The following is a 21,441-nucleotide window of genomic DNA, read 5'->3' as shown; positions in this document are numbered from 1 at the left end:
CAACCCCAGGAGCTGACAGCGGCCTTGTCTCATGTTCGCCATCATCACACGCGTGTAATGAAGCGGTCACATGTTCTCCGCAGAATTCGAGGTTTTAATAATTTCTTACAAAAACCTGACACCATGCGGCTCCCCTTACATCTCCGACTTCTTCCCGTCGCGATCGCCCTGCAGGCCATCTATCCGGCAGCCCATGCCGCCGACTACACGGTTCCCACCGGCGCCATCGACAGCACGGCCAAGACGCTGACCAAGAATGTGGCCGACAACATCACCATCAATGCCGGCGGCACGCTGAGCTCCGGCAGCGCCGCCACCATCAAGTCCTCCCAGGACAACGACAACCTCACCACCGTCACGATCAGCAACGCGGGCACGATCAGCCAGAGCAGCGGCCTGTCGGCGATCAACATCAACAACAAGAAGATCAACCTGGTCCTGACCAACGAGGCCGGCGGCCTCATCACCAGCTCGTCCAACGCCGCCAAGACGCCGACGATCGTGGTCGGCAAGGGCAGCGACGCCTTCACCATCGTCAACCTGGGCACCATCTCGCAGACCGGTCCCACCCCGACCAACGCGGACAACGGCAAGAACTACGCGATCAACGTCAACAGCGATTTCTCGACCACCGGCAACACCATCGTCAATGGATCGGCGACCAACAGCAGCGCCACCATCACCTCCTCCAGCGCGACGGCGATCAAGCTGGGCTCCAATACGATGGTGACCAACTACGGTCAGATCTACACCTCCAGCCCGGTCAACACGTCCTGCCCCGACTACCTGAGCGCCTGCGCCACGGGATCGCCGCCCAAGGCGGCCGATGGCATCTCCATCGACGACGCGATCAAGAACGCCGTCATCGTCAATTACGGCAACATCACCGGCGCGCGCCACGGCATCGACGGCGGCGATCCGGTCAGCGCCACGCCGGATGCCAACCTGGCCAACGCGGTGCAACTGGTGGCGCACATCGGCGCCGCCGGCGTGAGCTTCGATGCGACCTACGCCGACGGCACCACGCGCAGCAACGTCACCATCGGCAACAATGTGGTCATCAACCAGGCCACCGGCGTCATCACCGGCAACAACGGCTCCGGCATCGGCTTCGACAGCCACGGCGTGGTCTTCAACTACGGCACCATCACCGGCAACTATGCCGGCGCCGGCAACGTCTACGACGTGCTTGGCAACGGCTCGACGGTCAACAATGGCGACGGCGACGGCGTCGACATCGACGGCATCGCCTATGTCGAGAACTGGGGCACCATCAAGGGCACCGGCGCCGGCGGCCTCGACTCGACCGGCCAGCCCAACGGCGCCGACGGCATCGCCGCCGGCGGCGGCACCTTCATCAACCACGCAGGCGCGCTGATCTATGGCGAAGACCACGGCATCCTCATCGATGACGGCAACGACTGGTCCAAGGATGCCGGCAATCCGCTGATCACCTACAACAGCGGCAACACCACCGGCCGCGGCACCGCAACCGTCAATGGCGCCACCGCCTACATCGTCAACAGCGGCGCCATCATCGGCAACAAGGGCGTGGCCGTGGCGCTGGTCGGCAACTATGACGACACCCTGATCAACAACGCCACCGGCGTCATCACCGGCGGCGCGCAAGCCACGCTGGCCGGCCAGGGCGGCAGCAGCGCCCCCGGCGCGGCAGTGCAAATGGGCGGCGGCAACGACACGCTGATCAACTATGGCAGGATCGAAGGCAAGAACGGCATGGCCATCGACATGGGCGACGGCGACGATTCGCTGATGCTGCTGGGCGGCACCGTCATCGGCACCATCGCCGGCGGCAACGGCACCGACACGCTGACCACCGGCGGCACGCAGACCTTCGCGGCGGGCGTGCTCTCCGGCTTCGAGAACTTCGTCGTCCGCGACGGCGTCACGACCTTCAATTACGACCTCGGCACCGTCAGCAACATGAGCGTGAACCAGGGCGCGGTTCTGCAGGTCAACGGCGCCTTCGGCACCAGCGGCGACCTCGCCGTCAACGGCACCTTCAGGACGGCGTCGGGCGCGACCACACGCACCGTCGCCGTCGGCGGCGACTTCTCGCTCGGCGCGGCCGGCACGCTCCAGGTCGGCATCGCCGGTGCGCAGGCCGACAAGATCGCCGCCGCCGGCAGCGCTACGCTGGCCAACGGCGCGACGGTGCAACCGGTGGTGAAGACCTATGTGCCGTCCAGCACGCGCTGGACCATCCTGTCGGCCAGCGGCGGGCTCAAGGCCGACGTCGCGCAACTCCAGGTGGCCGATACCGCGACGCTGGACTATTCGCTGCAGCAGTCGGGGAACGACCTGATCCTCACCGCGCAGCGCACCGCCAGCGCCGGCAGCATCGGCGGCGGTGGCGGCGGTATCGGCCAGGCGCTTGACGCGCTGGGCGCCGGCATCGGCGCCGGCGCCGACAACGCGCAGACGGTGGCATTGCTCACCGCACTGGACGCGCAACCGACCACGGCGGCCTATCGCGCCGCCATCCGGCAACTGCAGCCAGAAACCAACCACGCCAGCCAGCAGGCGGCGCAGGTGGCCATGGGCAGCGTGTTCTCCGCGGTCGGCGAGCGCATCGACGCGGCGCGCGGCGGCGACGCGCTCGCCGCCAATGGCCGCAGCGGTATCGCGACCGGTGAAAAATCGGCGCGCGGCCGCGTCTGGATCCAGGGCCTTGGCGCCTGGGGCAAGCAGGATGCGCGCGCCGGCGCCGACGGCTACAGGATCAATGCCTACGGCATCGCCGCCGGGCTGGAAACCGACCTGTCGGCACGCGAAGTGGCAGGCATGACGCTCGGCTACACGCGCGCCGGTACCCGCGGCAGCGATAACGCCAGCGGCAACGACGTCGATGTCGACGCCATCAACATCGGCGGCTACATGGGACGCGACATGGGCGGCTGGACGCTCGACACCTCGCTCATGCTGGGCGGCAACCACTACCGCAGCACACGCGCCGTCAACTTCCTCGGCCAGACCGTGCACGGCAGCTACAACGGCTGGCAGATCGGCGCGCGCATCGAGGCCGGCTTGCCCTTCGCCATCGACCAGGCCTGGTCCGGCCGCTGGCTGGCCGGCCTGCGCGCCTCGCACCTCGGCAACCAGGGCTATACCGAAAGCGGCAATGCAGCCGTCGCGCAAAACGTCGCCTCGAGCAATGCCAACTCGGTCCAGCCGACGCTGGGCGTGGAGGTGAACCGCGTCGGCGAGAACGGCGGCCGCTTGCAGTTGCGGGCACGCTACCTGCACGAATTGGCCAACAGCCCGGATGTCACCGCCAGCTTCGTCGCCGGCGGCCCCAGCTTCGTCACCCCCGGCGCGTCGGCCAATCGCGACGCCCTGCAGATCGGCGCCAGCTACCGCTGGAATGGCGCGCAAGGCAGCTTCGCGACGTTGGGTTACGACGCCGAAGTGCGCGATCGCTCGCTGGTCCACCAGGTGACGGCGCGCGCCGGCTGGACATTCTGATCCCGCCCGTCCACGGGCCTTGCCCGGCGCCCTGAACCGACGGCCCGCAAATACTTGCGGGCCGTTTCCCTTCCAGGAGACAATTGCGCGATGGATGGATGGATCAAACTGCGCGCGCTGCTGTGCCTGTCCGCTGCGCTGTCGCTGCTGGCGGCATGCGCCGGCAACCCGCGCGAACATGCCGACGCGCTGGCGCAACCCGCCGGGTTGCGCAAAGAAGAGATCAAGGGCGGCGACTTCGTACTGACCGCTTACGTGCGCATCACCCAACCGGCGTTGCCGCTGACGGTCTACATCGAAGGCGACGGCCGTGCCTGGTTGACGCGCACAGAGCCGTCTCCCGACCCTACGCCGCGCGAAGCACTGGGGCTGCAGCTGGCGGCCGCCGACCGTGCCGCCAACGTGCTCTACCTGGCGCGCCCGTGCCAGTTCACCGCCATGGCCCGCAACCCGTCCTGCGCGGTCGCCTATTGGACCGACAAGCGCTTCGCGCCCGAGGTGATCGCCTCGATGGATGCGGCCCTCTCCCACTATCTGCAACAGCTGCCGGCGCCGCGCGTCAACCTGGTGGGCTACTCCGGCGGCGGCGCCGTCGCCGTGCTGCTGGCGGCACGGCGACGGCAGCATGGCGACATCGCCTCCCTGCGCACCGTGGCCGGCAACCTGGATCACGAGGCCGTCAACCGTTGGCACGACGTATCGCCGATGCCCGGCTCGCTCAACCCCATCGACGTGGCGGCGCAGACCGCGGCAATCCCGCAGTTGCACTTCAGCGGCGCCGACGACGCCATCGTCCCCACCGCGATCGCCCGCCATTTTGTCGCCCTGGCCGGCCCTTGCGCACGCTTGCGCATCGTCGATGGCCTGGCCCATGAAGGAGCCTGGGCCGCGGCCTGGCCGGGCTTGCTGGCAGAGCAGTTGCCGTGTCGTGGGGCGGAGGCAGCGCCCTAGCGGCGCACACCCGGCGCCGGACTCAGCCTGTTGTCGACGACAAGCGCCGCCGCAGGAAATCCGCGACCGTCGCCAGCACCCGCTCCGGCTGCTCGCGATGCGGCACATGCCCGCATCCCTCGAACATCGCATACTCGCCCTGCCCCGCGAACGCCGACGGCAGGCCTGCGATCATCTTCGGATGCCGCTCGGAACCGAACTCGTCCAGGTCGCCATGCATGGCCAGCACCGGGCATTGCAACTTGCGCAAATCCTCCTCCAGCGACCAACCGGCGAACTGCGGCGACAGCCAGGTTTCGGTCCAGGCATCGAGCACCCACCGCGCCTTCTCCAGGTCGTTGCCGTGGTACTTCGCCAGCCGCGCCAACTGCGCCGGATCAACAAAATTCTTCTTGGCCGCGCGTATGCCTTCCAGCGTGCGCTCTTCGACGAAGGCCTGGGCCGATTCGGTGATCACCGCGGCGATGCGGTCGGGGAATTGCGCGGCGGCGCAGATGGCCATGCCGCCGCCGACGCTGTGGCCGAAGAGGATGGCTTTCTCCGCGCCCAGATGCGCCATCAACGGCAGCAGCGCCGCACCTGCTTCGTCGCGAATGAAGCCGTGGCCGAGTGTGCCCGGATTCGGATCGGAGCGGCCGAATCCAAGCCGGTCGTAAGCCATGGCGGCATGCCCCGCATGGGCGGCCAACTGCGCCGGGAAATCGCGCCACAGGTCGATTGCGCCAAGAGAGTCGTGGAAAAAAACGATGGGGATGCCGCCATCGCCGGCCGGATAGCCCCAGGTCGAGACCGCGATCCGGTGGCCGCCGATATCGGCATGCCGATCATGCCTCGACGGGATGGTTGCACCCCACCGGTTTGCCTCCGCCCTGTCTTGAATTGCCATTTGCGGCTCCTGCGCATGATGTGAATCCGGATTGTGCCCTTGAACGCACTTCGTCGCTGTCATTGCAACGACAACGCCATCTGGCCATCTGGCCATTGGGCCGGGAGTCGGGATCAAGGCGGGATCAAGACGGGCGACCAAAGAAAAGGCGCACCCGAAGGTGCGCCTTAATCAGCATTCAAGAGGTATGTCTCCCCCTTAATATACCCGACACGCTATCCGCTTAAGCGACGTGCGAGCCGGTGTATCCTGAAAAGCGCATCTGCCGATGCGCAATGGCATTGAGCTATCAGTGATGCGCGCCGCCGCCCAGGTAGGCGGCTTGCACCGCCGGGTCGTTTTGCAGCTTGTCGGCGGGTCCGTGTACGGAGATCTTGCCATTCTCCAACACATAGCCGTAATCCGCAACATTCAGTGCGGCAGCGGCGAATTGCTCAACCAGCAACATCGTCACGCCCTCTTCCTTCAGGCGCGAGATGATACGAAAGACTTCTTCCACCAGGATCGGCGCCAGGCCCATCGACGGTTCATCGAGCAAAATCACTTCGGGGTTCAGCATCACGGCGCGCGCCATGGCCAGCATCTGCTGTTCGCCGCCGGAGAGCGTGCCGGCCAATTGCGTCTGGCGTTCCTTAAGGCGCGGGAACAGCTCCAGCGCACGCTCCAGGTCGTGGGCGATGTCGCCCTTGGGACGCGAGCGGGTGAAGCGCGGGAAGGCGCCCAACAGCAGGTTGTCGGTCACGCTCATGGTGGCGAACACGCGCCGGCCTTCGGGCGAGTGCGCCAGGCCGAAGCGGGCGATCCTGTGCGAGTCCAGGCCGGTGATGTTCTTGCCGCCGAGCGTGACTTCGCCGTCCTTCGGTTTGATCATGCCGGAGATGGCGCGCATGGTGGTGGTCTTGCCGGCGCCGTTGGAACCGATCAGGGTCACCACCTTGCCCTTGGGGACGTCGAGCGAAATGCCGTGCAGCACTTCGACCTTGCCGTAGGCGGCGTGCAGGTTGGAAATGGTCAGCATGTTCAGGCTCCTGCGGGTGTCGGTTTGTGGTCGGGGCCGTCGGACGCATCGCCCGCGCCGCCGCCGAGATAGGCTTCGATCACCTTCGGATCCGCCTGCACTTGCGCCGGCTTGCCTTCGGCGATCTTCTGGCCGAAGTCGAGCACGGTGACGGTGTCGCAGATCGACATGACCACATCCATATGGTGTTCGATCAGGATGATGGTGATGCCGGCTTCGCGGATCTTGCGGATGATGGCGATCAGGTCCTTGATGTCGGGCGCGGTCAGGCCGGCGGCCGGCTCGTCCAGCAGCAACAGGCTGGGGTTCAGGCCCAGCGCGCGGCCGATCTCCAGCAGGCGCTGCTTGCCGTAAGGCAGGTTGCGCGCCTCCTCGTTGGCGAGGTCGGCCAGGCCGACGAACTCGAGGATGGCGGCGGCGCGCTCGCGCGCCCGGCGTTCCTCGCGCGCATAGCGCGGGGTATTGACCATGACGTCGACCACATTGCTGTTGAAGGTGTGATGCAGGCCCACCAGCACGTTTTCGGTGGCGGTCATTTCACCGAACAGCTGCACGTTCTGGAAGGTGCGCGCCACGCCGCCCAGGGCGATGGCCGAGGGCGTGCTGCCGGAGATCTGGCGGCCGTCGTATTCGGCGCTGCCGTCGGTGGGACGGTAGATGCCGGTGAGCACGTTCATCATGGTGCTCTTGCCGGAACCGTTGGGGCCGATCAGGCCGTGCACGGTGCCTTTCTTCACGTCCAGGTCGACCAGGTTCAGGGCTTTCAGGCCGCCGAACTGCATCAGGATCTGGCTGACCTTCAACAGCGTGGCGCCCTCATCCTTGACCGAGTCGGTGGTGATGACGGCATGCTCCTTGTCGCCGCTGATCTGCTGCGCCAGCGGCACCGGCTTGATCAGCATGCGGCCGAACAGGCTGCGGCAAAAGCCGACGATGCCATCCTGCAGGTAGTAGACGACGAACAGCGTCATCAGGCCGAAGATGGTCAGGCGCCAGTCGGTGATGTTCTCCAGCTTGTAGGAGAAGGCGGCCATGATGACGGTGGCGACCACCGGCACGGCCACCGCGCGCAGCGACTTGGCCTTCTTCGCGACCGACACGGCCGAGCCCGCCACCACTACCACGGCCAGTACCGTGGCGATCTGGCGGAACAACTCGATGTCCGACAGCAGGCTGGGCAGCATGACCACGATCAGCGCGCCGATCAGCGAACCGATGCGCGACTTGCGCCCGCCCATGATCACCGCCAGCAGGAACAGGATGGTCAGTTCGAAGTTGTAGGTATTGGGCGAGATGTACTCTTCCGAATACGCGTACAGCGCTCCCGACAGGCCGGCCAGCGCGGCGCTGATGATGAAGGCGTAGACCTTGTAGCGGTATACCGACACGCCCATGCAGTCCGAGGCGATCGGGCTGTCGCGCAGCGCCTGGAAAGCACGCCCGAGGTTGGACTTGAGGATGCGGTGCACCACGCCCATGGCCACTACGGTGAGGATGGCGACCAGGTAGAAGAATTGCACTTCGCTCATCTTCTCGCCGCCGATGAAGGGCTTGGCGACCTTGATGCCGAGCGGGCCTTCGGTGAGGAAGGTCATCTCATTGATCAGGATCTGGATGATGGTGCCGAAAGCCAGCGTGACCATCGCCAGGTACGGCCCCGTCACGCGCAGCGCGGGCAGCGCGAGGATGGCGCCGAACACGGCGGTGACCGCGATGGCGGCCGGGATCGTCAGCACGATCGGCAGGCCGAGCTTGAAGAACAGCACGCCGGCGGTGTACGAGCCGATGCCGAACAGGCCGGCGTGGCCCAGCGAGACCTGGCCGGTGTAGCCGACCACGATATCCAGCCCGAACAGCAGGATGGCGTAGATGAGGATGGTTTCGATCAGGTGCAGGTAATACGGGTTGTGCACCACCAGGGGAATGCCGGCCAGGGCGACGATACCGAGTATCGAGAGCAGCAGGATTTTCTTGTTCATCGCTTCAGACCTTCTTGATCGCAGTTTTGCCGAACAGGCCTGCAGGTTTGACGGCCAGCACCAGGAGCAGCAACAGCAGCCCCGGCACTTCCTTGTAGCCGGTGGAGATGTAGAAACCGGTGACGGTCTCGGCGATGCCCAGGATCAGGCCGCCGACGATGGCGCCCATGCCCGAGGTCAGGCCGCCGATGATGGCGACGGCAAAGGCCTTCAAGCCCAGTGCCGCGCCCATGGTGGCGCCGGTGAGCGTGAGCGGCGCCACCAGCACGCCGGCGAACGCCGCCGTGGCCGACGACAGTGCATACGAAAAGGTGATCACCATGCGGGTGTTGATGCCCATGAGGCCTGCCGCATCGCGGTCGTTGGAGGTGGCGACCACGGCCTTGCCGTAGATGGACTTGCGGTTGAACAGTTCGACCGCGGCCATGATCAGCAGCGCGCCGACCACCACCAGCACTTGCATCGGCTGCACATTGGCGCCGAGCACCTGGAACGGCGTGCCGGAGATCGGCGACGGGAACGGCAGGTCGTCCTTGCCCCAGATGTTTTCGGCGACGTTCTTGAAGATGATGGCCAGCGCGATGGTGGACATGATCCAGCCGAATTCGGACTTGATCTTGATGGCCGGGCGCACCCCTATCCATTCGACGAACATGCCTTGCAGGCCGCCGAAGATGAGGACGATGGGGATCATCAGCCAGTAGTTGAGATAAGGCCCGCCGTGGATGTTGCCGACCACGGAGAGGCCGACCAGCGCGCCCAGCATCAGGGCTTCGCCCTGGCCGAAGTTAAGCGTGCCGGAGGTGGCGAAGGTCAGTTGGTAACCGAATGCGATCACCGCGTAGATCATGCCTAGTGCGATGCCGGAAAAAACCAGCTGTAGCAGGATATCCATTGTGTTTCCCAAGAAGCGGCTGCCGCCGGATGGCGGCGTTGACCTGTGTGGACTATGCGGGTAGCGCCGATGATGCGGCCGATACGGCTGAAATGGCGCATGCGCCGCCGCGCCATTGCAAATCCATCAACAGATCGTGTGAAAAAGGCCAGTCCCCGGATCGCAAGGACTGGCCCTCAAACTTAAAACGCTGCAGGCAAAACGTCAGTCGCGTCTTATTTGCCGAGGACGACGCGGCCGTTCTTGACCTCGCCCATCACGACGGTAGCCGGCTTGATGGCTTCGTGGTCGTCATGGGTGAATGGCTTGTCATAGGTGGTGACCACGCCTTCAACCTTGGTGTTGAGGTTTTCCAGCGCGGCGCGGACCTTCTCGCCGTCGGTGCTGTTGGCTTGCTTGATGGCGGCGGCCAGCAGCAGGATGGAGTCGTAGCCCTGGGCGGCCGACACGGCCGACGGCATGCGGTCAACCTTGTAGGCCTTTTGGTAAGCCTCGATGAACGCCTTGCGCTTGGGGGTATTGCCGTCCTGGATGAAGGTCTGCGGCATGCGTGCGCCGTTGCCGTTCTTGCCGGAGTTGTCGATGAAGTTGCCCATCGACAGCGGCCAGCTGCCGATGATAGGCACGTGCCAGTTCAGCTTTTCCATGCCGTTGGCGATCTGCGCCAGTTCCGGGCCGATGCCGTAGGTCAGCACGACTTGCGCGCCGCCCTGCTTCGACTTCAGCAACTGGGCGGTCATGTCGACGTCCTTGATGTTGTACTTCTCGATGGCGACCGGGGTGATCTTCTTGGACGTCAGCGCCTTTTCCAGGTCTTCGCGGCCGAGCTGGCCGTAGTTGGTGGAGTCGGCCAGGATCGCGACCTTGGTGTACTTCTGCTTGTCGATCGCTTCATCGGCGATCATCTTGGCCTGGATCTGGTCGGAGGCCGAGGTGCGGAAGACGTAGTTGTCCTTGTCCTTCTCGAACTGCTTGGTGATCACGCTGCCGGTGGCGACGTTGTTGATGACCGGGATCTTGGCTTCCTGGTAGAAGCGCTGCGATGCCAGCGCCACGCCGGTGTTGATGAAGCCGACGGTGGCGACCACCTTTTCCTTGTTGATCAGTTCCTGCGCGATCTGCACGCCGCGTTCGTTCTTGGCTTCATCGTCGCGCTCGATCAGTTGCACCTGGCGTCCCAGCAGGCCGCCCTGGGCGTTGATTTCGGCCACGGCCAGCTTGACGCCGTCGCGCATGGAAGCGCCCATGGGGGCGGAACCGCCGGTGTACGGACCGGATACGCCGATCTTGATGGGGTCGGCTGCCTGCGACGACATCGCGAACGTCATCAATGCGGCAGCTACCAAGGCTTGGGTCTTGTATGTCATGTCTTCCTCCAGGAATTTAATTGTCGGCTAGCACATCTTTTGGCGGGCTAAGCGCTTTTGGAACCCACCACTCCCCCGCTCTTCTGGCGGCTCGCTCGGGAGTGTCGGGCCGATTCTGTCGCAGTTTCCTTTCTCGAAGCTTACAACCCTGTCAGGAGCTGTCGCAGCGCGTCGGGAAGCGCGGTTGATTTTTCTTTTCCGAAATCGACCCAAACTATTTTTGCAGCGCCATCAGCATAAATGATCTCGGGCTTGCCGGCGTCGCGGATGACATACGTAGTTTCCACACTCGTGCGCCCCATCTGCCCCGCATGCATCTGCACCGCGATGCTGGCCGGATACTTCATCTGGCGCCGGAAGTTGCAGTGCGCATTGACGATCACCGGGCCCTGGCCGGCGACCGCCATGGCGCCGCCGACCGTATCCAGCCACTCGATGCGGCACTGCTCCATGAAGCGGAAGTAGACGGTGTTGTTGACGTGGCCAAGGGCATCCATGTCGCCCCAGCGGATGTCCTGTTTCGAGGTGTACAGCAGTTTCCCGGCGTCCGGTCTGGCGGTGGCGGCGTTTGCGTGGCTGCTCATGCATGGTCCTTTCTGTCGTTCGATTCATCAATCAGTGAAATTCTTTTCATCCTGGCAGCGCCGGATGCGGCGCAATGTTTCCCTGGAGCATCCCCGAAAAACCATCTTGCGGATCACTCACAACGCCGCCGTTTCGCGCGCGGGCGGCATTGCATAACATTCTGTTATCAACTCACGCCATATCTGTATGAGCGGCGGATGCAAAATCCAATAAAATACGCGGCATTGCCGAAAAACACATCCGGCGCGGCTTCCGAAACCGCTGCCGAGGCTAGAAATTTCATTCGCGGAACGCATAAAAACCCGATTGTCTACTAGCGTTCCGGCGAAAAATACTGAACAATAGCACGATCGTTCGAAAATATGCGGTTCATATAATGACGGGACACTCATGACTTCATCTCAAGACTTGCTTGAACAATACGGCCCACGCGAAGCGATGGAATACGACGTGGTGATCGTCGGCGGCGGCCCGGCCGGGCTGTCGGCGGCGATCCGCCTGAAACAGCTGGCCGCGCAGCACAGCCGCGAGGTGTCGGTGTGCGTGCTGGAAAAAGGCAGTGAAGTCGGCGCCCATATCCTGTCCGGCGCGGTGATGGACCCGCGCGCATTGAGCGAACTGATCCCCGACTGGAAAGAGCAAGGCGCGCCGCTCACTACCCCGGTCACCGAAGACCGTTTCCTTTTTCTCTCCGCCAGCAAAGCCTATAAGACACCGTCTTGGCTGCTGCCAGCCTGTTTCCAGAACCACGGCAACTACGTCATCTCGCTGTCCAACGTCACCCGCTGGCTGGGCCAGCAGGCCGAAGCCCTGGGGGTGGAAGTGTTCGCCGGCTTCCCGGCGGCCGAAGTGCTCTACCACGAGGACGGCTCGGTCAAGGGCGTGGCCACCGGCAACCTGGGCATCAACAAGGAAGGCGAACCGACCGCCGAATTCCAGCTGGGCATGGAACTGCATGCGAAGTACACCTTCTTCGCCGAGGGCGCGCGCGGCCATCTGGGCAAGCAGTTGATTGCCAAGTACCAGCTCGATGCCGGCCGCGATCCGCAAACCTATGCCATCGGCATCAAGGAGCTGTGGGAGATCAAGCCCGAGCTGCACCAGCCGGGCCTGGTGGTGCACACCGCCGGCTGGCCGCTGGAGAACGATACCTATGGCGGCTCCTTCCTGTATCACCTGGAAAACAACCAGGTGGCGGTGGGCTATGTGGTGGGCCTGGCGTACCAGAACCCGTACCTGTCGCCGTTCGAGGAATTCCAGCGCTATAAAACCCATCCCGAGATTCGCAAGTTCTTCGAGGGCGGCAAGCGCATCTCGTATGGCGCGCGCGCCATCACGGCCGGCGGCATCCAGTCGCTGCCCAAGCTGGTGTTCCCGGGCGGCGCGCTGATCGGCTGCGAGGCCGGTTTCCTCAACGCCTCGCGCATCAAGGGCAGCCACGCCGCGATCAAGAGCGGCATGCTGGCCGCGGAGGCCGCATTCAACGCCCTCGGCGAACAGCGCCAGGGCGACGAGTTGGCGGCCTACCCGGCCACCTTCGAGCAATCGTGGCTGAAGGACGAGTTGCATCGTGCGCGCAACTTCAAGCCGTCGATGAGCAAGGGGCTGGTGACCGGAACGCTGCTGGTGGGCATCGACCAGGTGCTGTTCGGCGGCAAGGCGCCGTGGACCCTGCGCCACACGCATGCCGACCATGAATGCCTGAAACCGGCGGCCAACTACGCGCCGATCGCCTATCCGAAGCCGGACGGCAAGCTGAGCTTCGACCGCCTGTCGTCGGTGTTCATCTCCAACACCAACCACGGCGAAGACCAGCCGGCGCATTTGACCTTGAAGGATCCGAACGTGCCGGTGCAGATCAACCTGGCGCAGTACGCCGGCCCCGAGTCGCGCTATTGCCCGGCCGGGGTGTATGAGTTCGTCAAGAATGAAGACAACAGCGAGCGCCTGCAGATCAATGCGCAGAACTGCGTGCACTGCAAGACCTGCGATATCAAGGATCCGACCCAGAACATCGTGTGGGTGACGCCGGAGGGCGGCGGCGGGCCGAATTATTCGGGGATGTAAGCGCTCGCTTCCACACGGACAAAAGCCGCATCTCCGATGCGGCTTTTTCATGGGCGCTCACGAACGATGATGCCTCAGCGTTCCATCATGCGGCAGGAGACGAAGATGCCGCTGGCGTCCATTGGCCGTTGACGATCTTTTCCAGCCAGAAGGTGCCGATCACGGTCTTGACGTCGGTGATCCGGCCGCTGCGCACCTGTTCCAGCAGCTCGGACAAGGGCGCCTTGTAGATATCGAGGAACTCGCCCTCATCCAGTTTGCGCTCCCCTTCCTGCAAGCCGCGCGCGACATACAGTTCGAGCCGCTCGTCGGCATAGGCGATGGCGTTATGGATGGTGCAGATGTGCTGCCAGTCGGTGGCGGTGTAGCCGGTTTCTTCCAGCAACTCGCGCTTGGCGCAGGCCAGCTCGTCTTCGCCCGGATCGATCTTCCCGGCCGGGAATTCGATGAAGACGCGATTCAAGGGATAGCGGAACTGCCTTTCCATCAGCACGCTGCCGTCGTCGAACAGCGGCAGGATGGTCACCGCGCCGGGGTGCTTGATGTATTCGCGCACGGCTTCCTTGCCGTCGGGCAAAGTCACCGTATCGCACTGCACCTTCAGGAAGTGGCCGTCATAGACCTGTTGGCTGTCTTTTTTCGTTTCTCTCAGGTGTGCATCCATGTTGGGCTCGCGAGATCGAAGGTGAGTGGGAAACGGCGCGGCTCTTTCCGGCCCGTGGCGGCCGGGAGAACCGGGTGTCGGGGTGCGCTGCCGAAGTGAGCCGTACTCGAAGTCAGCCGTGCTCGAAGTCAGCCGTGCCTCTTGCGCAGGTAGCGCAGCACGTAGCCGGGATAGGCAAGCACCAGGAACAGACAGCCGGTGATCGCATAAAATTCCCAGCCCTGGGAAAAGACGTTGCCGATGCCGGCTTCCAGGAAGTGGGCGACGATGCCCACGGCAAAGTAAAGCGCCAGCAGTTCGAGCAGGCGCACCCAGATCGGCTTGACCCAGCCGTCGTCCTTGCGCAGCGGCACCAGCGCGAACAGCTGCTGGTTGAAGAAAGGCAAATTGGCCGCGAAAGCGGCCAACAGGATCACCAGCCAGCTGAAGAGGGAAACGTTCACGCCCCCCGTCCCTTACGCGACGACCTTGCTGAGGAAGGTCGCCAGCGTGGTGACGATGGCATTGGTGCAGGCATCCATCAGGTGGCCCGGCCACAGGCCGATGGCCAGTGCGGCGATGCCGTTGAGGCTCAGCACCAGGCGCATGTCGGGCGTGGCGACGATCTTGGCGTTGTCGACCGGATCGTCGAAGTACATGACCTTGACCACGCGGATGTAGTAGAACGCGCCAACCAGCGAGAACAGCACGGCCAGCACGGCCAGCCAGATCTGGCCGGTGCCCAGCACGGCCTGCAGCACCGACAGCTTGGCATAGAAGCCGACCAGCGGCGGAATGCCCGCCAGCGAGAACATCAGGATCATCATGACCGCGGCGAACCACGGGCTGCGCTGGTTCAGGCCCTTGAAGTCGTCGATCTTGTCGGCTTCGAAGCCGGCGCGCGAGAGCAGGATGATGACGCCGAAGGTGCCCAGCGTGGTGATCACATAGGTGACCGCGTAGAACATCGAGGAGCTGTAGGCGTTGACGGCCGAGAACAGGTTGCCGTCCACCACGCCCGACATCATGCCCAACAGCATGAAGCCCATGTGCGAGATGGTCGAATAGGCCAGCATGCGCTTGATGTTGCTTTGCGCGATGGCGGTGACGTTACCCAGGATGATCGACAGCACGGCCATGACCATCAGCATCTGCTGCCAGTCCACCGCCAGCGGCAGCATGCCTTCGACCAGCAGGCGGAAAGTGATCGCGAACGTGGCCAGCTTGGGCGCGGCGCCCAGCAGCAGCGTCACCGGGGTCGGCGAGCCTTGGTAGACGTCCGGCACCCACATGTGGAACGGCACGGTGCCCAGCTTGAAGGCCAGGCCGGCCACCAGGAACACGATGCCGAACACCAGCACGGTGCGGTCGACGGTGCCCGAGACGATGGCGCGGAACACCTCATTGAGTTCCAGCGAGCCGCCGCTGGCGCCGTACAGCATCGACATGCCATACAGCAGGAAGCCCGACGCCAGCGCGCCCAGGATGAAATACTTCATGGCGGCTTCGGTCGAAGCGGCGTTGTCGCGGCGCAGGGCGACCAGCGCGTACAGCGACAGCGACATCAGTTCCAGGCCCAGGTAGATGGACAGGAAGCTGTTGCCGGAAATCATGATCATCTGGCCCAGCAGGGCGAACAGCGCCAGCGCGTAGTATTCGCCGCCCAGGTGGCCGCCGGTGATGCCGCGCGCGCTATTGTATTGGCGCGAGTAGACCAGGGTAACGCCGACGCCCAGGTAGGTGAACAGCTTGAGCAGGTTCGACAGCGGGTCGGAGACGAACATGTTGTTGAAGGTGTAGACCGTCGCACCGCCGTTAAGGTCGCCGGTGGTCAGCACCGCGCAAACCAACAGCGCCGCCAGCGACAGCAGATAGGTGATGACGCGCTTGGCTTCCGGCAAGAACATATCGATCAGCAGGATCACCGAAGTGGCGATCAGCAGAAATATTTCCGGATAGACAGGGATCAGATTAATGTTGTTCATTTAGTTACCGCTTGTGTTCGTCCGCTCGTTTCGTCGGCGTATCGGCCCGCTAGCTACGGTGCTGCCCTCGCCGGTCGCCTTTGGCTTCCTTCGAGGCTCCTGCTCACCGTGAAACGCAGCCGGACTATCGCTTCGCTTGGCCGGCATGCTGCGCCGGCTTGTCTGTTACCTACTCAACCGGCAGGGCCCGTATCGGCGCCCCACCTTCCAACCGTCAAGATCAATTGATCTTGGATACCGCAACGTGCTGCAACAGGTCGGTCACCGAGGTCTGGATGCTGTCGGTGATGATCGCCGGATACAGGCCCATGACCATGGTGGCGATCGCCAGCAGGCCGAGGATCAGGAATTCGCGCGAATTGAGGTCGACCAGCGCTTCCACATGGTGGTTGGCGACGGCGCCGAAGATCACGCGCTTGGCCAGCCACAGCGAGTAGGCCGCGCCCAGGATCAGGGCGGTGGCCGCCAGCAAGCCGATCCAGAAGTTGAACTTGACGGCGCCCAGGATCACCATGAACTCGCCGACGAAACCGGAAGTGGCCGGCAGGCCGCAGTTGGCCAGCGAGAACAGGATGAAGAAGAAGGCGAAGCGCGGCATCTTGTTGACCACGCCGCCGTACTGGGCGATCTCGCGGGTATGCATCTGGTCGTACAGCACGCCGATGCACATGAACATCGCGCCGGAGACGAAGCCGTGCGAGATCATCTGCACGATGCCGCCCTGCACCGCCATGTCGTTGAACATGAAGAAGCCCAGGGTGACGAAGCCCATGTGGGCGATCGACGAGTACGCGACCAGTTTCTTCATGTCCTGCTGCACCAGCGCCACCAGGCCGATGTAGATCACGGCCACCAGCGACAGGAAGATCATGAAGCCCGACAGCGCATGGCTGGCGTCAGGCAGGATCGGCAGCGAGAAACGCAGGAAACCGTAGGCGCCCAGCTTCAGCATGATCGCGGCCAGCACGATGGAGCCGCCGGTCGGCGCCTGCACGTGGGCATCCGGCAGCCAGGTGTGCACCGGCCACATCGGCACCTTCACCGCGAAGGCGGCCAGGAAGGCGAAGAACAGGATCTTCTGCTCCAGCATCGACAGCGGCAGCTGGTGCCAGGTCGGGATGTCGAAGCTGCCGCCCGAGACGAAGTACAGGTAGATCAGCGCGACCAGCATCAAGAGCGAGCCCAGCAGCGTGTACAGGAACAGCTTGAAGGCCGCGTACACGCGGTTGTCGCCGCCCCACACGCCGACGATGATGAACATCGGGATCAGGGTCGCTTCGAAGAAGACGTAGAACAGCATCGCGTCCAGCGACGAGAACACGCCGATCATGACGCCCGAGAGGATCAGGAAGGCGCCCATGTACTGGCCGACGCGCTTTTCGATCACCTTCCAGCCGGCCAGCACCACGATCACCGTGATGAAGGCGGTCAGCGGCACGAACCACAGCGAGATGCCGTCCAGGCCGAGGAAGTAGGAGATGTTGAAGCGATCGATCCAGGGCGTCTTCTCGACGAACTGGTAACCGTGCGCGGCCGCGTCGAAATGCCGGATCAGGGGGAAAGTAACGACCAGTCCGACCAGCGAGCCGAACAGCGCCAGCCAGCGGGCCAGGCCCGGATTACTGTCGCGGCCGACGGCCAGAACGAGGATGCCGAATGCGATCGGTACCCAGATCGCAAGGCTCAGGATGGGAAAAGTTGACTGCATCATGGTTGTTATCTTCTTACAGCTTATTTGCCAAACGGGAACGGCATGAACCACACCAGGAAGCCCAGCACGCCGATGATCATCACGAACGCATAGTGATAGATGTAGCCGGACTGCCAGAGACGCGTGAATTTCGAGAACCAGCCGACCACCTTGGCGCTGCCGTTGACGAACAGGCCGTCGATGATGCCGCGGTCGCCCACGGTCGACAGGCCGCTGCCCAGCAGGCGCGCGCCGCCGGCGAAGACGACGTCGTTGAACTTGTCCATGTAGTACTTGTTGTCCAGGATCGTGTAGACCAGGCTGAACTTTTGCTTGAACCAGGCCGGCACGCGCGGGTTGATCATGTAGCAGTAGTAGGCCACGGCCACGCCGGCGATCGCCAGCCACAGCGGCGCGCTGGTGAAGGCATGGGTCACCATGGCGACCGGGCCGTGGAACTCATGCGCCAGTTCTTCCATGACCTTGTGGTTTTCGCCGAAGAAGATCACGCCCTTGAAGAAGTCGCCATACAGCATCGGCGAGATCGCGAAGAAGCCGACGATGACCGAGGGGATGGCCAGCAGGATCAGCGGCAGGGTCACCACCAGCGGCGACTCGTGCGGCTTCTGGCCCGGGGCCAGGCCGTGGTGATGCTCGTCGTGGCTGTGGTCGTCATGGCCATGGTCGTCGTGCGCCGCGTGGGCCGCGTGGGCAACAACCGGCGCATGGTGGTCGTCATGGCCGTGGTCATGCGCCTTGCCGAAACGCTCCTCGCCATGGAACACCATGAAGTACATGCGGAACGAGTAGAAAGCGGTCACGAACACGCTGGCCAGCACGGCGAAGTAGGCGAAACCGGAGCCTGCCAGGTGCGACTCGGCGGCGGCTTCGATGATCGAATCCTTGGAGTAGAAACCGGAGAAGAACGGCGTGCCGATCAGCGCCAGCGAACCCAAGAGCGAGGTGATCCAGGTAATCGGCATGTACTTGCGCAGGCCGCCCATGTTGCGCATGTCCTGGTCGTGGTGCATGCCGATGATGACCGAGCCGGCGCCGAGGAACAGCAGCGCCTTGAAGAAGGCGTGGGTCATCAGGTGGAACACCGCCACCGAGTAGGCCGAGGCGCCCAGCGCGACGGTCATGTAACCCAGCTGCGACAGCGTCGAGTACGCGACCACGCGCTTGATGTCGTTTTGCATGGTGCCAAGGAAACCCATGAACAGCGCGGTAATGGCGCCGACCACCAGGATCACCGACAGCGCGGTGTCGGACAGTTCGAACAGCGGCGACATGCGGGTCACCATGAAGATGCCGGCGGTCACCATGGTCGCGGCGTGGATCAGCGCCGAGATCGGGGTCGGGCCTTCCATCGAGTCAGGCAGCCAGACGTGCAGCGGGAACTGGGCCGACTTGCCCATGGCGCCGACGAACAGGCAGATACATGCCACCGTCAGCAGCATCCAGTCGGTGCCCGGCAGGGTCAGTTGGGCCAGCTCGGCGCGCTTGTCGAACACTTCGTTGTAGTTCATCGAGCCGGCGTAGGCCAGCAGCAGGCCGATGCCCAGGATGAAGCCGAAGTCGCCGACGCGGTTGACCAGGAAGGCCTTCATGTTGGCCTTGATCGCGGTCGGGCGGGTGTACCAGAAACCGATCAGCAGGTAGGACACCAGGCCCACCGCTTCCCAGCCGAAGAACAGCTGCAGGAAGTTGTTGCTCATGACCAGCATGAGCATCGAGAAGGTGAACAGGGAGATGTAGGAGAAGAAGCGGTTGTAGCCGTCGTCATCCTTCATGTAGCCGATGGTGTAGATGTGGACCATCAGCGAGACGAAGGTCACCACGCACATCATCATGGCGGTCAGGCTGTCGACCATGAAACCGACTTCCAGCTTCAGGCCGGCCACCGTCATCCAGGTATACAGCGTACCGTTGTAGGTGGCGCCGTCCAGCACCGCCAGCAGCGTCTGGAACGAGATGATGGCCGCGATCAGCACGCCCAGGATGGTCGCGCTATGCGACACCTTGCGGCCGACCACATTGCCGAAGAATTTGGTACCCATGAAGCCCGCGATGGCGGAACCCGCCAACGGCGCCAGGGGTACGGCAAGAAGAAGATGTGGGTTAAGTTGCCCCGCCATGATGAACCTTATCGCTTATTGGCTGCCCCGCTCTGTTGCCGCGGGGCCTCCCATCTTTAAATGAAATTTAAATCGAGCCTCGGACTGCGACCCACACCCGATCCGTCAGCCCTTGAGGCTGTCCAGATCTTCGACGTTGATGGTATCCAGGTTACGGAACAGCACCACCAGAATCGCCAGACCGATCGCGGACTCGGCCGCCGCCACGGTCAGGATGAAGAACACGAAAACCTGTCCGGCCGCATCACCGAGGTAATGCGAGAAAGCAATGAAGTTCATGTTGACCGCGAGCAGCATCAGTTCGATGGCCATCAGCAGCACGATGATGTTCTTGCGGTTCAGGAAAATACCGACGATCGAGGTCGCGAACAGGATCGCGCCGAGGATCAGGTAGTGAGAGAGCGTAATTGCCATGTTGTCTTCTCGCCCTTTTTAAGATGGTTGTCCGGGAGTCGGGGTACCGTCGCCGGCGCCGGCTTCGGTGCCGTTGTTGCGGGTCGATTCCGACTTCATGCTGACCAGGCGCACGCGGTCCGAGGCCTTGACCTTGACGGCCTTGGCCGGGTCGAAGTACTTGGTGTCCTTGCGCTTGCGCAGGGTCAGGGCGACGGCGGCGACGATGGCCACCAGCAGGATCACGGCCGCGATTTCAAACGCGTAGACGTATTCGGTGTAGATCAGGATGCCCAGCGGCTTGGTCTGGCCGATGGTGTCGGAGATGGCCGGCACCTGCGAATCGGAAGTCCAGAAGCTGCGCAGCAGCACGGCGGCCATTTCCAGCACGATGATCACGCCGATGGTGGCGGCCAGCGGGAAATAGCCCCAGAAGCCCTCTCGCATCTTGTCCAGGTTGATGTCCAGCATCATCACCACGAACAGGAACAGCACCATCACCGCCCCGACGTAGACCAGCACCAGCACGATGGCCAGGAATTCGGCCTTGAGCAGCATCCAGATGCCGGCTGCCGAGAAGAACGACAGCACCAGGAACAAGGCCGCATGCACCGGATTGCGGGCCGTGATGACGCGCACCGCGGCGATCACGAGGATCACCGAGAACACGTAGAACAAGACAGTTTTAAATTCCATAATCAACCAGAAGTTGGTTCAGTCAGCACGGGACCACGGCGGGGCCGGATTCCATCGCAATACATCTATTACCCATGCACGCATTCGATTCTTGCCGCATCGGCGCCCGTTTCCGGAGGCCTTTGCCACCCTTCCCCGCTGTCCGGCCAACGCCGGCGACGGGGATGCGGATCAGCGATACGCCGCGTCCGCGGTGCGGGCTGCGGCGATTTCGTTTTCGTAACGGTCGCCCACCGCCAGCAGCATTTCCTTGGTGTAGTACAGGTCGCCCCGCTTTTCGCCGTGGTATTCCAGGATGTGCGTCTCGACGATCGAATCGACCGGGCAGGACTCTTCGCAGAAACCGCAGAAGATGCACTTGGTCAGGTCGATATCGTAACGGGTGGTGCGGCGCGAACCGTCGGCGCGCTGCTCCGACTCGATGGTGATGGCCATCGCCGGGCACACCGCTTCGCACAGCTTGCAGGCGATGCAGCGTTCTTCGCCGTTCGGATAGCGGCGCAACGCGTGCAAGCCGCGAAAACGCGGCGACTGCGGCGTCTTTTCCTCAGGGAACTGCACCGTGATCTTGCGCTTGAACAGGTAGCGCCCGGTCAGGGCCAGGCCCTTGAGCAGCTCCCGAAGCATCAGGCTGCCGAAAAAATCCTTAATCGCTTCCATTT

General features: G+C 63.4%; 17 protein-coding genes. 3 read left to right on the top strand and 14 right to left on the bottom strand.

The features are described 5' to 3' along the window. Positions 1-123: 123 nt before the first annotated feature. Entirely contained in the window at positions 124-3,486 is a 3,363-nt protein-coding gene (locus AC07N6_RS16835) for an autotransporter outer membrane beta-barrel domain-containing protein (RefSeq protein WP_494782670.1), read from the top strand. A 90-nt stretch (positions 3,487-3,576) separates the two neighbouring features. Then, positions 3,577-4,437: an alpha/beta hydrolase gene (locus tag AC07N6_RS16830; protein WP_494782671.1), complete on the top strand. Its 861-nt coding sequence runs from the start codon at positions 3,577-3,579 to the stop codon at positions 4,435-4,437. Between the two features lie 22 nt (positions 4,438-4,459). Here the strand turns inward: AC07N6_RS16830 and AC07N6_RS16825 are convergent, their stop codons facing one another. From AC07N6_RS16825 to AC07N6_RS16800, 6 genes are all read right to left on the bottom strand, one after another. Beyond that, positions 4,460-5,386 (bottom strand): alpha/beta fold hydrolase, encoded by a 927-nt coding sequence (locus AC07N6_RS16825; RefSeq protein ID WP_494782672.1) that lies wholly within the window; start codon positions 5,384-5,386, stop codon positions 4,460-4,462. A gap of 226 nt (positions 5,387-5,612) precedes the next feature. Next, positions 5,613-6,341, bottom strand: a complete 729-nt coding sequence (locus AC07N6_RS16820) for an ABC transporter ATP-binding protein (RefSeq protein ID WP_494782673.1) — start codon at positions 6,339-6,341, stop codon at positions 5,613-5,615. Positions 6,342-6,343: 2 nt separating this feature from the next. Then, on the bottom strand, positions 6,344-8,320 hold the full coding sequence (locus tag AC07N6_RS16815) for a branched-chain amino acid ABC transporter ATP-binding protein/permease (RefSeq protein WP_494782674.1): 1,977 nt from the start codon (positions 8,318-8,320) through the stop codon (positions 6,344-6,346). Positions 8,321-8,324: 4 nt separating this feature from the next. Continuing rightward, positions 8,325-9,215: a branched-chain amino acid ABC transporter permease gene (locus AC07N6_RS16810; RefSeq protein ID WP_494782675.1), complete on the bottom strand. Its 891-nt coding sequence runs from the start codon at positions 9,213-9,215 to the stop codon at positions 8,325-8,327. A gap of 215 nt (positions 9,216-9,430) precedes the next feature. After that, positions 9,431-10,582: an ABC transporter substrate-binding protein gene (locus AC07N6_RS16805; protein WP_494782676.1), complete on the bottom strand. Its 1,152-nt coding sequence runs from the start codon at positions 10,580-10,582 to the stop codon at positions 9,431-9,433. Positions 10,583-10,722: 140 nt separating this feature from the next. Further along, a complete protein-coding gene (locus AC07N6_RS16800) occupies positions 10,723-11,166 on the bottom strand; it encodes an acyl-CoA thioesterase (protein WP_494782677.1) in 444 nt (147 codons plus the stop codon). A 391-nt stretch (positions 11,167-11,557) separates the two neighbouring features. On the opposite strand from AC07N6_RS16800, the gene AC07N6_RS16795 reads away from it, so the two are divergent. Further along, the gene (locus AC07N6_RS16795) at positions 11,558-13,234 is read left to right on the top strand and encodes an electron transfer flavoprotein-ubiquinone oxidoreductase (protein ID WP_494782678.1); all 1,677 of its coding nucleotides are present in this window, start codon (positions 11,558-11,560) and stop codon (positions 13,232-13,234) included. A gap of 85 nt (positions 13,235-13,319) precedes the next feature. On the opposite strand, the gene AC07N6_RS16790 is transcribed toward AC07N6_RS16795, so the two are convergent. From AC07N6_RS16790 to nuoI, 8 genes are all read right to left on the bottom strand, one after another. Beyond that, positions 13,320-13,898, bottom strand: coding sequence for an NUDIX domain-containing protein (locus AC07N6_RS16790; protein WP_494782679.1), 579 nt, complete (start codon positions 13,896-13,898; stop codon positions 13,320-13,322). Positions 13,899-14,026: 128 nt separating this feature from the next. Beyond that, positions 14,027-14,341, bottom strand: coding sequence for a DUF2818 family protein (locus AC07N6_RS16785; protein WP_494782680.1), 315 nt, complete (start codon positions 14,339-14,341; stop codon positions 14,027-14,029). 12 nt (positions 14,342-14,353) lie between these two features. Further along, a complete protein-coding gene (gene nuoN / locus AC07N6_RS16780) occupies positions 14,354-15,862 on the bottom strand; it encodes an NADH-quinone oxidoreductase subunit NuoN (protein ID WP_494782681.1) in 1,509 nt (502 codons plus the stop codon). A 220-nt stretch (positions 15,863-16,082) separates the two neighbouring features. Continuing rightward, on the bottom strand, positions 16,083-17,573 hold the full coding sequence (locus tag AC07N6_RS16775; RefSeq protein ID WP_494782682.1) for an NADH-quinone oxidoreductase subunit M: 1,491 nt from the start codon (positions 17,571-17,573) through the stop codon (positions 16,083-16,085). Between the two features lie 20 nt (positions 17,574-17,593). After that, positions 17,594-19,690: an NADH-quinone oxidoreductase subunit L gene (gene nuoL, locus AC07N6_RS16770; protein WP_494782683.1), complete on the bottom strand. Its 2,097-nt coding sequence runs from the start codon at positions 19,688-19,690 to the stop codon at positions 17,594-17,596. A 105-nt stretch (positions 19,691-19,795) separates the two neighbouring features. Next, positions 19,796-20,104: an NADH-quinone oxidoreductase subunit NuoK gene (nuoK, locus tag AC07N6_RS16765; protein ID WP_050468348.1), complete on the bottom strand. Its 309-nt coding sequence runs from the start codon at positions 20,102-20,104 to the stop codon at positions 19,796-19,798. An 18-nt stretch (positions 20,105-20,122) separates the two neighbouring features. Continuing rightward, positions 20,123-20,779: an NADH-quinone oxidoreductase subunit J gene (locus AC07N6_RS16760; RefSeq protein ID WP_494782684.1), complete on the bottom strand. Its 657-nt coding sequence runs from the start codon at positions 20,777-20,779 to the stop codon at positions 20,123-20,125. A gap of 171 nt (positions 20,780-20,950) precedes the next feature. Next, positions 20,951-21,439, bottom strand: a complete 489-nt coding sequence (nuoI, locus tag AC07N6_RS16755; protein WP_494782685.1) for an NADH-quinone oxidoreductase subunit NuoI — start codon at positions 21,437-21,439, stop codon at positions 20,951-20,953. Positions 21,440-21,441: the final 2 nt, after the last annotated feature.

This window comes from Herbaspirillum sp. GW821-FHT09A12, assembly GCF_059418325.1.
The sequence above is the reverse complement of the archived record's forward strand: the minus strand, read 5'-3'. Positions and strand labels throughout refer to the sequence as shown.

Coding starts and splice junctions, on each gene's coding strand:
- AC07N6_RS16815 (WP_494782674.1), bottom strand. CDS start 8,320: ATGAACAAGAAAATCCTGCTGCTCTCGATACTCGGTATCGTCGCCCTG.
- AC07N6_RS16800 (WP_494782677.1), bottom strand. CDS start 11,166: ATGAGCAGCCACGCAAACGCCGCCACCGCCAGACCGGACGCCGGGAAA.
- AC07N6_RS16805 (WP_494782676.1), bottom strand. CDS start 10,582: ATGACATACAAGACCCAAGCCTTGGTAGCTGCCGCATTGATGACGTTC.
- nuoK (WP_050468348.1), bottom strand. CDS start 20,104: ATGGCAATTACGCTCTCTCACTACCTGATCCTCGGCGCGATCCTGTTC.
- AC07N6_RS16790 (WP_494782679.1), bottom strand. CDS start 13,898: ATGGATGCACACCTGAGAGAAACGAAAAAAGACAGCCAACAGGTCTAT.
- nuoN (WP_494782681.1), bottom strand. CDS start 15,862: ATGAACAACATTAATCTGATCCCTGTCTATCCGGAAATATTTCTGCTG.
- AC07N6_RS16835 (WP_494782670.1), top strand. CDS start 124: ATGCGGCTCCCCTTACATCTCCGACTTCTTCCCGTCGCGATCGCCCTG.
- AC07N6_RS16810 (WP_494782675.1), bottom strand. CDS start 9,215: ATGGATATCCTGCTACAGCTGGTTTTTTCCGGCATCGCACTAGGCATG.
- AC07N6_RS16830 (WP_494782671.1), top strand. CDS start 3,577: ATGGATGGATGGATCAAACTGCGCGCGCTGCTGTGCCTGTCCGCTGCG.
- nuoL (WP_494782683.1), bottom strand. CDS start 19,690: ATGGCGGGGCAACTTAACCCACATCTTCTTCTTGCCGTACCCCTGGCG.
- nuoI (WP_494782685.1), bottom strand. CDS start 21,439: ATGGAAGCGATTAAGGATTTTTTCGGCAGCCTGATGCTTCGGGAGCTG.
- AC07N6_RS16820 (WP_494782673.1), bottom strand. CDS start 6,341: ATGCTGACCATTTCCAACCTGCACGCCGCCTACGGCAAGGTCGAAGTG.
- AC07N6_RS16775 (WP_494782682.1), bottom strand. CDS start 17,573: ATGATGCAGTCAACTTTTCCCATCCTGAGCCTTGCGATCTGGGTACCG.
- AC07N6_RS16825 (WP_494782672.1), bottom strand. CDS start 5,386: ATGACAGCGACGAAGTGCGTTCAAGGGCACAATCCGGATTCACATCAT.
- AC07N6_RS16795 (WP_494782678.1), top strand. CDS start 11,558: ATGACTTCATCTCAAGACTTGCTTGAACAATACGGCCCACGCGAAGCG.
- AC07N6_RS16760 (WP_494782684.1), bottom strand. CDS start 20,779: ATGGAATTTAAAACTGTCTTGTTCTACGTGTTCTCGGTGATCCTCGTG.